At 71.6% G+C, this 13,677-nt stretch carries 14 protein-coding genes and 1 riboswitch; of the genes, 8 read left to right on the top strand and 6 right to left on the bottom strand.

Annotation, left to right across the window (positions count from 1 at the left end; genetic code table 11):
• Positions 1–11 precede the first annotated feature (11 nt).
• Positions 12–123, top strand: a riboswitch (TPP riboswitch).
• The 5 genes from thiO to QC385_RS17115 all read left to right on the top strand — a co-directional run bounded on the left by thiO (position 121) and on the right by QC385_RS17115 (position 5,431).
• Positions 121–1,290, top strand: coding sequence for a glycine oxidase ThiO (gene thiO / locus QC385_RS17135; RefSeq protein WP_279542200.1), 1,170 nt, complete (start codon positions 121–123; stop codon positions 1,288–1,290). Its footprint overlaps the riboswitch before it by 3 nt.
• Positions 1,287–1,487 (top strand): sulfur carrier protein ThiS, encoded by a 201-nt coding sequence (gene thiS / locus QC385_RS17130; protein WP_279542199.1) that lies wholly within the window; start codon positions 1,287–1,289, stop codon positions 1,485–1,487. Before thiO ends, thiS begins: the two co-directional genes overlap by 4 nt.
• Positions 1,488–1,489: 2 nt before the next feature.
• Entirely contained in the window at positions 1,490–2,287 is a 798-nt protein-coding gene (locus QC385_RS17125; RefSeq protein ID WP_279542198.1) for a thiazole synthase, read from the top strand.
• A gap of 272 nt (positions 2,288–2,559) precedes the next feature.
• A complete protein-coding gene (gene pknB, locus QC385_RS17120; RefSeq protein WP_279542197.1) occupies positions 2,560–4,494 on the top strand; it encodes a Stk1 family PASTA domain-containing Ser/Thr kinase in 1,935 nt (644 codons plus the stop codon).
• Between the two features lie 58 nt (positions 4,495–4,552).
• On the top strand, positions 4,553–5,431 hold the full coding sequence (locus tag QC385_RS17115) for a deoxyribonuclease IV (RefSeq protein ID WP_279542196.1): 879 nt from the start codon (positions 4,553–4,555) through the stop codon (positions 5,429–5,431).
• A 14-nt stretch (positions 5,432–5,445) separates the two neighbouring features.
• Here QC385_RS17115 and QC385_RS17110 read toward each other — a convergent pair whose 3' ends face one another.
• On the bottom strand, positions 5,446–6,096 hold the full coding sequence (locus QC385_RS17110; RefSeq protein WP_279542195.1) for a sulfite oxidase-like oxidoreductase: 651 nt from the start codon (positions 6,094–6,096) through the stop codon (positions 5,446–5,448).
• A 174-nt stretch (positions 6,097–6,270) separates the two neighbouring features.
• On the opposite strand from QC385_RS17110, the gene bfr reads away from it, so the two are divergent.
• Positions 6,271–6,747 (top strand): bacterioferritin, encoded by a 477-nt coding sequence (gene bfr / locus QC385_RS17105; RefSeq protein WP_086855270.1) that lies wholly within the window; start codon positions 6,271–6,273, stop codon positions 6,745–6,747.
• 6 nt (positions 6,748–6,753) lie between these two features.
• Here the strand turns inward: bfr and QC385_RS17100 are convergent, their stop codons facing one another.
• Together QC385_RS17100 and QC385_RS17095 are read right to left on the bottom strand one after the other, a co-directional pair.
• Positions 6,754–6,987, bottom strand: a complete 234-nt coding sequence (locus QC385_RS17100) for a (2Fe-2S)-binding protein (RefSeq protein WP_279542193.1) — start codon at positions 6,985–6,987, stop codon at positions 6,754–6,756.
• 151 nt (positions 6,988–7,138) lie between these two features.
• The gene (locus QC385_RS17095; RefSeq protein ID WP_279542192.1) at positions 7,139–8,491 is read right to left on the bottom strand and encodes a class II 3-deoxy-7-phosphoheptulonate synthase; all 1,353 of its coding nucleotides are present in this window, start codon (positions 8,489–8,491) and stop codon (positions 7,139–7,141) included.
• A gap of 96 nt (positions 8,492–8,587) precedes the next feature.
• Between QC385_RS17095 and QC385_RS44250 the strand changes: the two genes are divergently transcribed.
• Complete coding sequence (locus QC385_RS44250; protein WP_082319877.1) at positions 8,588–8,644, top strand: trp operon leader peptide; 57 nt, start codon at positions 8,588–8,590, stop codon at positions 8,642–8,644.
• Positions 8,645–8,756: 112 nt separating this feature from the next.
• Complete coding sequence (locus tag QC385_RS17090) at positions 8,757–10,622, top strand: anthranilate synthase family protein (RefSeq protein ID WP_279542191.1); 1,866 nt, start codon at positions 8,757–8,759, stop codon at positions 10,620–10,622.
• A gap of 53 nt (positions 10,623–10,675) precedes the next feature.
• Here QC385_RS17090 and QC385_RS17085 read toward each other — a convergent pair whose 3' ends face one another.
• From QC385_RS17085 to macS, 3 genes are read right to left on the bottom strand one after another with little or no spacing between them, the layout of a single operon-like run.
• Positions 10,676–11,704 (bottom strand): 6-phosphofructokinase, encoded by a 1,029-nt coding sequence (locus tag QC385_RS17085; RefSeq protein ID WP_279542190.1) that lies wholly within the window; start codon positions 11,702–11,704, stop codon positions 10,676–10,678.
• 53 nt (positions 11,705–11,757) lie between these two features.
• Positions 11,758–12,447, bottom strand: a complete 690-nt coding sequence (locus QC385_RS17080; protein WP_279542189.1) for a response regulator transcription factor — start codon at positions 12,445–12,447, stop codon at positions 11,758–11,760.
• The gene (gene macS, locus QC385_RS17075) at positions 12,444–13,670 is read right to left on the bottom strand and encodes a MacS family sensor histidine kinase (protein WP_279542188.1); all 1,227 of its coding nucleotides are present in this window, start codon (positions 13,668–13,670) and stop codon (positions 12,444–12,446) included. The genes QC385_RS17080 and macS overlap by 4 nt, the downstream gene beginning before the upstream one ends.
• Positions 13,671–13,677 lie beyond the last annotated feature (7 nt).

Genomic DNA, 13,677 nt, shown 5'->3' with positions numbered 1-13,677 from the left:
GGTGGCCAACGTAAGGCACTCGCGGGAGCCCGGACGCACCGGGCTGAGAGGGAGGCTGGCGGCCTCCGACCGTACGAACCTGATCCGGGTCATGCCGGCGAAGGGAGGGGCTGGACGCCCATGTCGCGTACGCGAACGTCAGACGTCCTCGTCATCGGGGGCGGGATCATCGGCCTGGTCACCGCGTGGCGGGCCGCGCAGCGCGGGCTCGCCACCGCCGTGGTGGACCCGGAGCCGGGCGGCGGAGCCGCACAGGTGGCGGCCGGGATGCTGGCCGCCGTCACGGAACTGCACTACGGCGAGCAGACCCTGCTCGGTCTGAATCTCGCCTCCGCCCGGCGCTATCCGGATTTCGCGGCCGAGCTCGCCGAGCAGACCGGCCACGACCTCGGCTACCGGCGGTGCGGCACGCTCGCCGTGGCCCTGGACGCCGACGACCGGGCCCATCTGCGCGAACTGCACACCTTGCAGCAGCAGTCGGGCCTGGAGTCCCAGTGGCTGTCGGGACGGGAGTGCCGGCGCCTGGAGCCGATGCTCGCACCGGGCGTGCGCGGCGGGCTGCGCGTCGACGGCGACCACCAGATCGACCCGCGGCGGCTGGCCGGGGCGCTGGTCGCCGCGTGCGAGCGGGCCGGTGTGGTCTTCCACCGGGTGTGGGCCGAGCGGCTCACCGTCGTCCGGGACCGGGCCACGGGCGTCGTCACGGACGACGGCACCGCGCTGGACGCCGGGCAGGTCGTGCTGGCCGGGGGCAGCCTCAGCGGGCGGCTGGCGGGCGTCCCGGAGGACGTGCTCCCGCCCGTGCGGCCGGTGAAGGGGCAGGTCGTACGGCTGACCATGCCGCGGCGGCACGGGCCGTTCCTGAACCGGACCGTGCGCGCGGTCGTCCGCGGCAGCCACGTCTACCTGGTGCCGCGCGAGAGCGGCGAGCTGGTCGTCGGGGCGACCAGCGAGGAACTCGGCTGGGACACCACCGTGACCGCGGGCGGCGTGTACGAGCTGCTGCGCGACGCCCACGAGCTGGTGCCGGGCATCACCGAGCTGCCGCTCACCGAGACCCGGGCCGGACTGCGCCCCGGTTCCCCCGACAACGCGCCGCTGCTCGGCCCGACCGGGCTGGAGGGACTGCTGCTGGCCACCGGGCACTACCGCAACGGCGTCCTGCTCACGCCGGTCACCGGCGACGCCATGGCGCACGTCCTGGCGACGGGTGAGCTCCCCGAGGAGGCCCGCCCCTTCACGCCGAAGCGATTCAGCGCCGCCACCGCACTCACGGAGCAGCCCGCATGAACATCTCCGTCAACGGGGAGCCCCGGGACGTCCGGCCCGGCACGGCTCTCGACACCGTCGTGAGGTCGCTCACCGCCGCGCCGTCCGGCGTGGCCGCCGCCCTCAACGAAACCGTCGTCCCGCGCGCGCAGTGGCCGTCCACCCCCCTGACCGAGGGGGACCGCGTGGAAGTCCTGACCGCCGTCCAAGGAGGCTGATCATGGCCGACGATCCGTTTGTCCTCGGTGGTACGTCCTTCACGTCCCGCCTGATCATGGGCACGGGCGGGGCCCCGAGCCTCGATGTGCTGGAACGGTCGCTGGTCGCGTCAGGGACGGAGCTGACGACGGTCGCGATGCGCCGGGTGAACGCCTCGGTGCACGGCTCGGTGCTGTCCGTCCTGGACAAGCTCGGCATCCGCGTCCTGCCCAACACGGCGGGCTGCTTCACCGCCGGCGAGGCCGTCCTCACCGCCCGCCTCGCGCGCGAGGCCCTCGGCACCGACCTGATCAAGCTGGAGGTCATCGCCGACGAGCGGACCCTGCTGCCGGATCCGATCGAACTGCTGGAGGCGGCCGAGACGCTGGTCGACGACGGGTTCACGGTGCTGCCGTACACCAACGACGACCCCGTGCTCGCGCGGAAGCTGGAGGACGTCGGCTGCGCGGCGATCATGCCGCTCGGTTCGCCGATCGGCTCCGGGCTGGGCATTCGCAACCCGCACAACTTCCAGCTGATCGTCGAGCACGCGCGCGTGCCGGTGATTCTGGACGCGGGGGCCGGTACGGCGTCGGACGCGGCGCTGGCGATGGAGCTGGGGTGTGCGGGTGTGATGCTCGCCTCGGCGGTGACGCGGGCGCGGGAGCCGGTGCTGATGGCTGCCGCCATGAGGAACGCGGTCGAGGCGGGGAGGTTGGCTTATCGGGCGGGGCGTATTCCTCGGCGGCATTTCGCGGAGGCGTCTTCGCCGGCTGAGGGCAGGGCCGTGCTGGATCCTGAGCGGCCTGCTTTTCAGTGACCGGCGTTGTTGCTGAGCGCGGGTGGGTCCGCAGCCCGGCGGTGCGGGGTGCCGCTGCGCCCACCCGTGCCGCCTGGGGGCACCTCCCAGGCCCTTAAGGCACTGGGGGAGGCACGATTGCCCGCAGCCAAGTGCGGCCATGACTGCCCGCAGCTCAGCGGGACGGCCGCGCAGCGGCTGCGGTCTGACGCACGTCACAGGTCCGCTTCAGTCGCGCCCCGAAAGCGGGCGGGGCGATGGAGCTGTCAGTCGTGGCTCGTACACTCGCCTGCGTGGACACGACCCTTCAGGACCCCTTGGTCGGGCAGGTGCTCGACGGCCGCTATCGCGTCGACGCGCGGATCGCGGTCGGCGGGATGGCCACGGTCTACCGGGCCGTGGACACCCGGCTCGACCGGGTCCTCGCGCTCAAGGTGATGCACCCCTCGCTCGCCGTCGACGGCTCGTTCGTCGAGCGGTTCATCCGCGAGGCGAAGTCGGTCGCCCGGCTGGCTCACCCGAACGTGGTGCAGGTCTTCGACCAGGGCACCGACGGCGGTTACGTCTACCTCGCGATGGAGTACATCGCGGGCTGCACCCTGCGCGACGTGCTGCGCGAGCGCGGGGCCCTTCAGCCGCGTGCCGCCCTGGACATCCTGGAGCCGGTGCTGGCCGCGCTGGGCGCAGCGCACCGCGCCGGGTTCGTACACCGGGACATGAAGCCCGAGAACGTCCTGATAGGGGACGACGGCCGGGTCAAGGTCGCCGACTTCGGGCTGGTACGGGCCGTGGACACGGTGACGAACACCACCGGCACCGTGCTCGGCACGGTGTCGTACCTCGCCCCCGAGCAGATAGAGAGCGGCACCGCCGACCCCCGCGTGGACGTGTACGCGTGCGGCGTGATGCTGTACGAGATGCTGACCGGCGACAAGCCCCACGACGGCGACTCCCCGGCCGTGATCCTCTACAAGCACCTGCACGAGGACGTCCCGCCGCCCTCGGCCGCCGTGCCCGGTCTGGCGTACGAGCTGGACGAGATGGTGGCCTCCGCGACCGCCCGCACCCCGGAGATCCGCCCGCACGACGCGGTGGCGCTGCTCGCGCAGGTCCGTGACGGCCGCGGCCGGCTGACCGTGGAGCAGCTGGACGCGGTGCCGCCGCAGGCGCTCGCCGCGGACCACGACAACACCGACGACCGTACGAGCGTGATCCCGCGGGCGCTGACCACGCCGCGCCCGCTGCCCGTCAACGAGGACGAGGAGGGCTCCGCGGCCGCGCTCAACCGCACCAGCCGCTTCCAGTCCCCGCCGCCCCCGCCGTCCCGGCGCCGCTCGGGGCCCCGGCGCGGCCCGATGGCGATCGTCGTCGCCGTCCTGCTCGTGCTCGGTCTCGGCACGGGCATCTGGTACATCAACTCGGGCCAGTTCACCGAGGTCCCCCCGCTGCTGGCGAAGACCCAGGCGCAGGCCGAGGACCGGCTGGCGGACGCGGGGCTGGAGCTCGGCAAGGTCGAGCACGCCTACAGCGACACCGTGCAGCGCGGCACGGTCATCAGCAGCGACCCGAAGGCCGGGACGCGCATCCGCGGCAACGACTCGGTGTCCCTCACCATCTCCGACGGCCCCCGGAACGTGCGGGTGCCCGCTCTGGCGGGCCAGCGGCTGGACAAGGCGCGGTCCCTGCTGAAGCAGGACGGGCTGGCGCCGGGCATGGTCACCCGGGAGTTCAGCGAGGACGTGCCCAAGGGCTCGGTGATCTCCGCGCGGCCGGCGGACGGCACGAAGGTGCGCGCGGGCACGGCCGTGGCGCTCGTCGTCAGCAAGGGCAGCCCCATCGACATCCCCGACGTCACCGGCTCGGACCTGGCCGACGCGCGGTCGGAGCTGGAGGACGCCGGTCTCGAGGTGAAGGTCGCCGCCGAGCGGGTCACCTCCTCCGAGTTCGACAAGGGCCAGGTCGCCGAGCAGAGCCCGGGCCCGGGTGGCCGGGCGGCCGAGGGTGACACGGTGACGCTGACGGTGTCCAAGGGCCCCGAGATGATCGAGGTCCCGAACGTGGTCGGCTACGGTGTCGACGACGCCACGCGGGCGTTGCAGAGCGCCGGGTTCCAGGTCGACGAGGACCGCGGCCTGCTCGGCCTGTTCGGCGACACGGTGAAGGACCAGTCCGTGAAGGGCGGCGAGACCGCGCCCAAGGGCTCGACGATCACGATCAAGATCAGGTGAGGGACCGGGCGGGGAGCCCCCGGACGGGACAGGGCCGGACGCATGACACCCTGAACGGGTGAACAATCAGCTGTCCGGCCCCTCCCGCAACCCCGTGGGCGGCCACGTCCCCGTGGCCGGTGGGCTCCACTCCGTCGGCCTGTCCTACGCCCGTGACCTGAAGGCCGAGACCGTCCAGGTCTTCGTCGCCAACCCGCGTGGCTGGGCCACTCCGGCCGGCAATCCGAAGCAGGACGAGGCGTTCCGCGCCGCGTGCGAGGCCGAGTCGATCCCGGCGTACGTCCACGCCCCCTACCTGATCAACTTCGGCTCGCACACCGAGGCGACCGTGGAGCGTTCGGTGGAGTCGCTGCGGCACTCGCTGCGCCGCGGGCGGGCGATCGGGGCGCTGGGCGTGGTCGTGCACACCGGCAGCGCGACCGGCGGCCGGGAGCGGTCCGTGGCGCTGAAGCAGGTGCGGGAGCATCTGCTGCCGCTGCTCGACGAGCTGACCCACGACGACGACCCGTGTCTGCTGCTGGAGTCGACCGCCGGCCAGGGCGCCTCCCTGTGCTCGCGGACGTGGGACTTCGGCCCGTACTTCGAGGCGCTGGACGCCCATCCGAAGCTGGGCGTGTGCCTGGACACCTGCCATGTCTTCGCCGCCGGGCACGACCTGACCGGCCCCAGCGGCATGCACCAGACGCTGGACCTGCTGGTGGACACGGTCGGCGAGGGCCGGCTGAAGCTGATCCACGCCAACGACTCCAAGGACGTGGTGGGCGCGCACAAGGACCGGCACGAGAACATCGGTGTGGGCCACATCGGCGAGGACCCGTTCCGGGCGCTGATGACGCACCCCGCGACCGAGGGCGTGCCGCTGATCATCGAGACGCCGGGCGGCAAGGAAGGGCACGCGGCGGACGTGGAGCGGCTGAAGAAACTGCGCGACTGCTGAACGCCGCGGAGCCCTCAGAGGTCGGGGCCGTCCCCGGGCTCCTCCTGGTACGAGTAGCGCTGCTCCCGCCAGGGGTCGCCGACGTTGTGGTAGCCGCGCTCCTCCCAGAAACCACGCCGGTCGGCGGTCATGTACTCCACGCCGCGCACCCACTTGGGGCCCTTCCAGGCGTACAGGTGGGGCACGATCAGGCGCAGCGGGAAGCCGTGCTCGGCGGTGAGCAGTTCGCCGTCCTTGTGGGTGGCGAACAGGGCGTGCTCGGAGGCGAAGTCGGACAGCCGGAGGTTGGAGCTGAATCCGTACTCGGCCCACACCATCACATGGGTGACGTCGTCCGCGGGCGGCGCGATGTCGAGGATCGTGCGCGCGGGGATGCCGCCCCACTCTGCGCCCAGCATGCTGAACTTCGTGACGCAGTGCAGATCGGCCACGACGGTGGTGTACGGCAGGGCCGTGAACTCCTCGTGGCTCCAGCAGTGCTTGCCGCCGTCCGCGGTGGCACCGAAGACCCGGAACTCCCAGCGCTCGGGCCGGAATTTGGGGACGGGCCCGTAGTGAGTGACCGGCCAGCCGCGCTGCACCCGCTGTCCCGGCGGAAGCCCGGGCTGCGTCGCTCCTGCCGGATCGCGCCCTTCTCCCGATTCGTGTCCCACCGGCTGACCCATGACTCCATCCTGACAGACCCCGCGTGATGCCCCTGACCGGGGCCACCCCAAAAAGGGCAATGAGAACTAAGCATGCCCTTACTTAGTAAGTGAAGACTTACTGGACGATCTTCGTCACCGGTGGAATCATGCGGCGCAACCTGCCAGTTCCCCCGCGTGGAAGGAGCCTCTGCGATGCAGGGCGACCCCGAGGTTCTCGAATTCCTGAACGAGCAGTTGACCGGCGAGCTGACGGCGATCAACCAGTACTGGCTGCACTACCGGATCCAGGACAACAAGGGCTGGACCAAGCTCGCCAAGTACACGCGTGAAGAATCCATCGACGAGATGAAGCACGCGGACAAGATCACCGAACGCATTCTCATGCTGGACGGCCTGCCCAACTACCAGCGGCTCTTCCACGTACGGGTCGGCCAGACGGTCACCGAGATGTTCCAGGCCGACCGCCAGGTCGAGGTCGAGGCGATCGACCGCCTCAAGCGCGGCATCGAGGTGATGCGCAGCAAGGGCGACATCACGTCCGCGAATCTCTTCGAGTCGATCCTGGAGGACGAGGAGCACCACATCGACTACCTGGACACGCAACTGGAGCTCATCGACAAGCTCGGCGAGGCGCTGTACCTCGCGCAGCAGATCGAGCAGCCGAGCTAGGGGCCCCTAGGCGGCGTCCTCAAGCTCCGCGAGTACCGGCTGGCCCTGGTCGGCCAGATCACGGCGAGGGCAGGCACCCCTGCCCAGGATGGCCTGGATGCGACGTACGCACGACCCGCAGTCCGTGCCCGCCTTGCATGCGGAGGCTATCTGCCGAGGGGTGCAGGCGCCGCCGTCCGCGTGCTTCTTGACCTGCTGCTCGGTGATCCCGAAGCAACTGCACACGTACACGCGGCCCACCTCCCGACAGGTCGTTCCCAGGCGCCGTCACCCCGTTGATCGGTGAGGCTAACCTAACCTTACCCGCCGGGTCGGAGACGCAAAAGTCGACTGGGGCGCGGATCGTATGTGATCCGCGCCCCAGTCGTTGTCGGGGTAACAGGCGAACCCGTTACTGGTCCCTGTACATCTCGGCCACGAGGAACGCCAGGTCCAGCGACTGGCTGCGGTTGAGCCGCGGGTCGCAGGCCGTCTCGTAGCGCTGGTGCAGATCGTCGACGAAGATCTCGTCGCCGCCGCCGACGCACTCGGTGACGTCGTCGCCGGTCAGCTCCACGTGGATGCCGCCCGGGTGGGTGCCGAGGGCCTTGTGGACCTCGAAGAAGCCCTTGACCTCGTCGAGCACGTCGTCGAAGCGGCGGGTCTTGTGCCCGGAGGCCGCCTCGAAGGTGTTGCCGTGCATCGGGTCGGTCACCCAGGCGACGGTGGCGCCCGAGGCGGTGACCTTCTCGACCAGCTCCGGAAGCTTGTCGCGGACCTTGTCGGCGCCCATGCGGACGATGAAGGTCAGCCGGCCCGGCTCCCGCTCCGGGTCGAGGCGCTCGACGTACTGCAGCGCGTCCTCGGCCGTGGTCGTCGGACCCAGCTTGATGCCGATCGGGTTGCGGATCCGCGAGGCGAACTCGATGTGCGCGTGGTCCAGCTGCCGGGTGCGCTCACCGATCCACACCATGTGCGCGGAGACGTCGTACAGCTGCCCGGTGCGCGAGTCGACCCGGGTCAGGGCGGACTCGTAGTCGAGCAGCAGCGCCTCGTGCGAGGAGTAGAACTCGACCGTCTTGAACTCCTCCGGGTCGGCCCCGCAGGCGTGCATGAAGTTGAGCGCCTGGTCGATCTCGCGCGCCAGCTGCTCGTAGCGCTGACCCGACGGGGACGACTTCACGAAGTCCTGGTTCCAGGCGTGCACCTGGCGCAGGTCGGCGTAGCCGCCGGTGGTGAAGGCGCGCACCAGGTTCAGCGTGGAGGCCGAGGCGTGGTACATGCGCTTCAGCCGCTCGGGGTCCGGGATCCGGGCCTCTTCGGTGAAGTCGAAGCCGTTGACGGAGTCGCCCCGGTACGTCGGCAGCGTCACGCCGTCGCGGGTCTCGGTCGGCTTGGAGCGCGGCTTGGAGTACTGGCCGGCGATCCGGCCGACCTTCACCACGGGCACGGACGCGGCATACGTCAGCACTGCGCCCATCTGGAGCAGCGTCTTGAGCTTGTTGCGGATCTGGTCCGCGGACACCGCGTCGAAGGCCTCGGCGCAGTCGCCGCCCTGGAGGAGGAACGCCTCTCCCTTGGCGACGGCCGCCATCCGGGCGCGCAGCTGGTCGCACTCGCCCGCGAAGACGAGCGGCGGATACGACTCGAGGTCCGCAACGACTGCGCGCAGAGCCTCGGTGTCGGGGTACTCGGGCTGCTGCGCCGCGGGCAGGTCTCGCCAGGTGTTGCCAGCACTCGCGCTGGTCTTAGCGTTCACGGTCACGGCCTCAACATTACGGGGTCGTGTCGGGCGTCCCGGCCCATGCCCAGCAATTGAGACACGGGGTACACGACTCGGACATGAGGTAAGGTGCCTGCCATGTTCGCGCACTCGATCCAGACCTGGTGGTGGACCGCTCATCCGGCGGCCCACTGACTGCGCGTACGACAGACTTCGCGAAGGCCGCCCGAGGGCGGCCTTCGGTGTTTCCCTTAGGTCCGCTCCTCACCGACATCGATCGCCGTCGATCGACAGCCACGGAGGAACCATGGACCTGACACAGCTGCTGCACGAGTCCCGCCCCTTCGCCCTGCTCCGCCGCCGCACCCCGGGCCACGACCACGGCCTGATCGAGGTCCTCATCGGCCCGGTCACCACCTACGACCGCCTCGCCGACCTCCCCGACGAGGGCCTGGCGCTCGTCCCCTTCCGGCAGATCCGCGAGCGCGGCTTCGACGTCCGCGACGACGGCACTCCGCTGACGGTGCTGACGCCCGAGGAGTCGTACGGCGTTCCGCTCAGCGACGCCCTGGAGCAGCTCCCGGCGCACGACGTGCGCGTCGAGGGCGGCGGCTTCGACGTCGGTGACGAGGAGTACGGGGAGATCGTCGGGCGCGTGCTGCGGGAGGAGATCGGCCGGGGCGAGGGCGCGAACTTCGTGATCCGGCGGACCTACGAGGGCGAGATCCCCGGGTTCGGCCGGGCCGACGCGCTCGCGCTGTTCCGGCGGCTGCTGGAGGGCGAGCGGGGGTCGTACTGGACGTTCGTCGTGCACACCGGCGACCGGACGCTGGTCGGGGCGAGCCCGGAGGTGCACGTCCGGATGTCCGGCGGCACGGTCGTCATGAACCCGATCAGCGGCACGTACCGCTACCCCGCCGGCGGGCCGACCCCCGAGCACCTGCTGGACTTCCTCGCCGACGGCAAGGAGATCGAGGAGCTGTCGATGGTCGTCGACGAGGAGCTCAAGATGATGTGCACCGTCGGCGACATGGGCGGGGTCGTCGTCGGACCGCGGCTGAAGGAGATGGCGCACCTCGCGCACACGGAGTACGAGCTGCGCGGGAAGTCCTCGCTGGACGTGCGGGAGGTGCTGAAGGAGACGATGTTCGCGGCGACCGTCACGGGCTCGCCGGTGCAGAACGCCTGCCGGGTCATCGAGCGGCACGAGGTCGGCGGGCGCGGGTACTACGCCGGAGCGCTGGCCCTCCTCGGCCGGGACTCGGGCGGTGCCCAGACCCTCGACTCCCCCATCCTCATCCGCACCGCCGACATCGACGGCGGAGGCCGGCTGCGGGTGCCGGTGGGCGCCACGCTGGTGCGCGGATCCGACCCGGCGGGTGAGGTCGCGGAGACGCACGCGAAGGCGGCGGGTGTGCTGACGGCGCTGGGCGTCCGGCCGGGACGGCCGCGCGAGGAGGCCGTACGGCCGCGACTGGCCGACGATCCCCGCGTACAGGCCGCGCTCGACGGGCGCCGGGCCTCCCTCGCGCCGTTCTGGCTGCGGATGCAGAAGCCGTCCGGGGAACTCGCCGGGCACGCCCTGGTCGTCGACGGCGAGGACACCTTCACGGCGATGCTCGCCCATGTGCTGCGGTCGGGCGGCCTGGAGGTGACCGTCCGGCGCTACGACGAGGACGGGCTCCGCGAGGCGGTGCTCGCGCACGAGGGCCCGGTCGTCCTGGGCCCGGGCCCCGGTGATCCCTCGGACCTCACCGACCCCAAGATGCGCATCCTGCGGAACCTCACCGCCGAGGTCGTCCGTGACCACCCGCACGGTGTGCTCGGCGTCTGCCTCGGGCACGAGCTGATCGCGGCCGAGCTGGGGCTGGAGATCGTACGGAAGGAAGTGCCGTACCAGGGGGCGCAGACGACGATCGACCTGTTCGGGCGGCCGGAGACGGTCGGCTTCTACAACAGCTTCGTGGCGCGCTGCGACGAAGCGGCCGGGCAGGAGCTGGCCGCGCACGGCGTGGAGGTCAGCCGCGCCGCGAACGGGGAGGTGCACGCGTTGCGGGGGCCCGGATTCGCGGGGGTGCAGTTCCACCCGGAGTCCGTGCTCACGCTCAACGGCGCGGCGGTCGTGCGGGACCTGGTGGGGCAGCTGCGGGGCACGGGCACACGCGCGGTGTAGCACGGGGCCGGCCGGGCCGCGCGGCCCGGTCGGCCGCCGAGCCGGACATTCCGTCAGCCGAAGAACACCCCGACCTCCTCGTACAGCTTGGGGTCCACCGTCTTCAGGCTGGCCGTCGCGTCCGCGATGGGGACGCGGACGATGTCCGTGCCGCGCAGGGCGACCATCGTGCCGAAGTCGCCGTCGCGGACGCAGTCGATGGCGTGCAGGCCGAAGCGGGTGGCGAGCCAGCGGTCGAAGGGGCTGGGGGTGCCGCCGCGCTGGATGTGGCCCAGGACCGTCGTGCGGGCCTCCTTGCCCGTGCGCTTCTCGATCTCCTTGGCGAGCCACTCGCCGACACCGGACAGGCGGACGTGCCCGAAGGAGTCCAGCGACTGGTCCTTGAGGACCATGTCGCCGTCCTTGGGCACGGCCCCTTCCGCGACGACGACGATCGGCGCGTACGACGCCCTGAAGCGGGAGGTCACCCAGGCGCACACCTGCTCGACGTCGAAGCGCTGCTCGGGGATGAGGATGACGTTCGCGCCGCCGGCCAGGCCCGAGTGGAGGGCGATCCAGCCGGCGTGCCGGCCCATGACCTCGCAGACCAGGACCCGCATGTGGGACTCGGCGGTGGTGTGCAGCCGGTCGATGGCCTCGGTGGCGATGCCGACCGCGGTGTCGAAGCCGAAGGTGTAGTCGGTGGCGGACAGGTCGTTGTCGATCGTCTTCGGAACGCCCACGCAGGGCACGTCGTACTCGCCGGACAGCCGGGCGGCCACGCCCAGCGTGTCCTCGCCGCCGATGACGATGAGCGCCTCGACCTCCAGCTCGGCGAGGTTCTCCTTGATGCGGCGGATGCCGCTCCGCTCCTTCAGCGGATTGGTCCGCGAGGAGCCGAGGATGGTGCCGCCGCGGGGCAGGATGCCGCGCACGGCGGGGATGTCGAGACGGACGGTGTCGTTTTCCAAGGGCCCTCGCCAGCCGTCCCGGAAGCCGGTGAAGTCGTAGCCGTACTCCTGCACGCCCTTGCGGACGATGGCCCGGATGACGGCGTTGAGTCCGGGGCAGTCGCCGCCTCCGGTCAGTACTCCGACGCGCATGGAACAGTCCCTTCGCCGCAGGTGCCTGACGAAAGGTCAGTGTGACGTGCGCCTCACTCGTCGTCGAGGCCGCGCTCTATCGCATACCTGACCAGCTCCACGCGGTTGTGCAACTGGAGCTTGCCGAGGGTGTTCTGGACGTGGTTCTGCACCGTGCGGTGGGAGATGACCAGGCGTTCGGCGATCTGCTTGTAGCTCAGGCCCTTGGCGACCAGGCGCAGCACCTCGGTCTCACGGTCGGTGAGCCGGGGTGCCTTCGGTTCGTCGGTATCGGGGGCCGGGGCGGGTTCGGAGGCCAGGCGGCGGTACTCGCCGAGGACCAGCCCGGCGAGGCCGGGGGTGAAGACCGGGTCGCCGACGGCCGTGCGGCGGACCGCGTCCTGGAGTTCCTCCGTGGAGGCCGACTTCAGCAGATAGCCGGTCGCGCCGGACTTCACCGCCTCCAGGACGTCGGCGTGCTCCCCGCTCGCGGACAGCACCAGGACGCGCAGCGACGGGTCGGCGGCGACGACCTCCTTGCAGACCTGGACGCCGGGCTTGCCGGGCAGGTTCAGGTCGAGCACGAGCACCTCGGGTGCGGCGGCCTTGGCGCGGCGCACGGCCTGCTCGCCGTCGCCCGCCGTGGCCACCACCTCGAAGCCCGACTCCGCCAGGTCACGGGCGACCGCGTCGCGCCACATGGGGTGGTCGTCGACCACCATGATTTTGATCGGGTCCCGCCGGCCCGCCGTGCTCTCCGTCATCGCTGCTCCGCCTTCCCCCGTGCGTTCGCCACGTCCTTCGGTACCTTCAACTCGACCTCCGTGCCCTGCCCCGGCACCGAGATCAGCTCCGCGCTTCCGCCGAGCTCGCGCAGCCGGCCGCGGATCGACAGGGCGACGCCGAGCCGCCCCTCGCCCTCGGCCTGGGCGAGCCGCCCCTCCGGGATGCCGGGTCCGTCGTCCCGGACGGTGACGATCACCTCGTCCGGCTCGTCCTCGACCAGGATCCACGCGCGCGCCTGCTCCCCGGCGTGCTTGCGGACGTTGTCCAGCGCCGCCCCGACGGCGGCGGCCACCTCCCGGGCGGCGACCGGCGCCAGCGGCACGGGCGCGCCGGGCTCGGCGAAGCTGACCTTGGCGCCGGCGTACGGCGCGAGCAGGGCGCGCAGGTCGACGGGACCGCTCTCCTCCGGCTGCTCGTCGACGGCCCGGACGACGGCTCCCTCGGCGGCGTCCTCCGAGACCCGGGAGACGGGCACCAGTCCGCCGGAGACCAGGGTGCGCAGGGCGACCTCCTGCTCGCCGGCCATCCGGCCCAGCTCGGCCGCCTCGCCGCCGATCACCGCGCCGCGCCGCTGCACCATCGCCAGCACCTGGAGCACGCTGTCGTGGATGTCCCGGGCGAGGCGCTCCCGCTCCCTCGTCGCGGCCTCGATCTCCAGGGCGCGGGCGAGGGTGCGCTCGGAGGCGCGCGCGACCTCGACGACGTAGCCGATGGCGACGGAGGCGATGCAGACCAGGATGACGTTGTGGACGGTGTCGCGGGCCGGGCTGCCGCGCTCGATCAGGTTGGCGACGGCCACGAGGCCGGAGGCGAGGGCCGCCCAGCGCCAGCCGCCCTTGACGGCGAAGGCGAGGACGGCACCGGCGGTCCATATCGACGGCAGCGTCGGACCGCCCGCCTGGACCCGCTCGTGCGCGTCGGCGACGGGCGTGAGCAGGATGCCGGTGAGGGCGACGGTGAGGTCGGCGGCGAGGAACCGCTTGGTGCAGCGGGCGGCGCTCGCAACCCGGGGCAGTGTGGCCAGGGTCCACACGGCCAGCACGGCGTAGTAGGCGACGGCGACCCAGGGCCTGGTGAACTCCTCGTAGGCGGTGGCGAACAGGCCGACCGCGTACAGCATCGTGAGCACCCGGTAGGCGGTCAGCGCGCGCCACAGCGGCTGCTCGACCGACATCCTCAGGACTCGCTCGCGCTTGGCCATCTCCCCC

Origin of the sequence: Streptomyces sp. DH10 (genome assembly GCF_029813805.1) — a bacterium.
Classification (GTDB): domain Bacteria; phylum Actinomycetota; class Actinomycetes; order Streptomycetales; family Streptomycetaceae; genus Streptomyces; species Streptomyces coeruleofuscus.
This window is presented reverse-complemented; position numbering and strand designations above follow the sequence as displayed.

Excerpts from the sequence above, each read along its gene's own strand:
- thiO (WP_279542200.1), top strand. The coding sequence starts at position 121 with ATGTCGCGTACGCGAACGTCAGACGTCCTCGTCATCGGGGGCGGGATC.
- thiS (WP_279542199.1), top strand. The coding sequence starts at position 1,287 with ATGAACATCTCCGTCAACGGGGAGCCCCGGGACGTCCGGCCCGGCACG.
- QC385_RS17125 (WP_279542198.1), top strand. The coding sequence starts at position 1,490 with ATGGCCGACGATCCGTTTGTCCTCGGTGGTACGTCCTTCACGTCCCGC.
- QC385_RS17110 (WP_279542195.1), bottom strand. The coding sequence starts at position 6,096 with ATGGGTCAGCCGGTGGGACACGAATCGGGAGAAGGGCGCGATCCGGCA.
- bfr (WP_086855270.1), top strand. The coding sequence starts at position 6,271 with ATGCAGGGCGACCCCGAGGTTCTCGAATTCCTGAACGAGCAGTTGACC.
- QC385_RS17090 (WP_279542191.1), top strand. The coding sequence starts at position 8,757 with ATGGACCTGACACAGCTGCTGCACGAGTCCCGCCCCTTCGCCCTGCTC.
- QC385_RS17085 (WP_279542190.1), bottom strand. The coding sequence starts at position 11,704 with ATGCGCGTCGGAGTACTGACCGGAGGCGGCGACTGCCCCGGACTCAAC.
- QC385_RS17080 (WP_279542189.1), bottom strand. The coding sequence starts at position 12,447 with ATGACGGAGAGCACGGCGGGCCGGCGGGACCCGATCAAAATCATGGTG.
- macS (WP_279542188.1), bottom strand. The coding sequence starts at position 13,670 with ATGGCCAAGCGCGAGCGAGTCCTGAGGATGTCGGTCGAGCAGCCGCTG.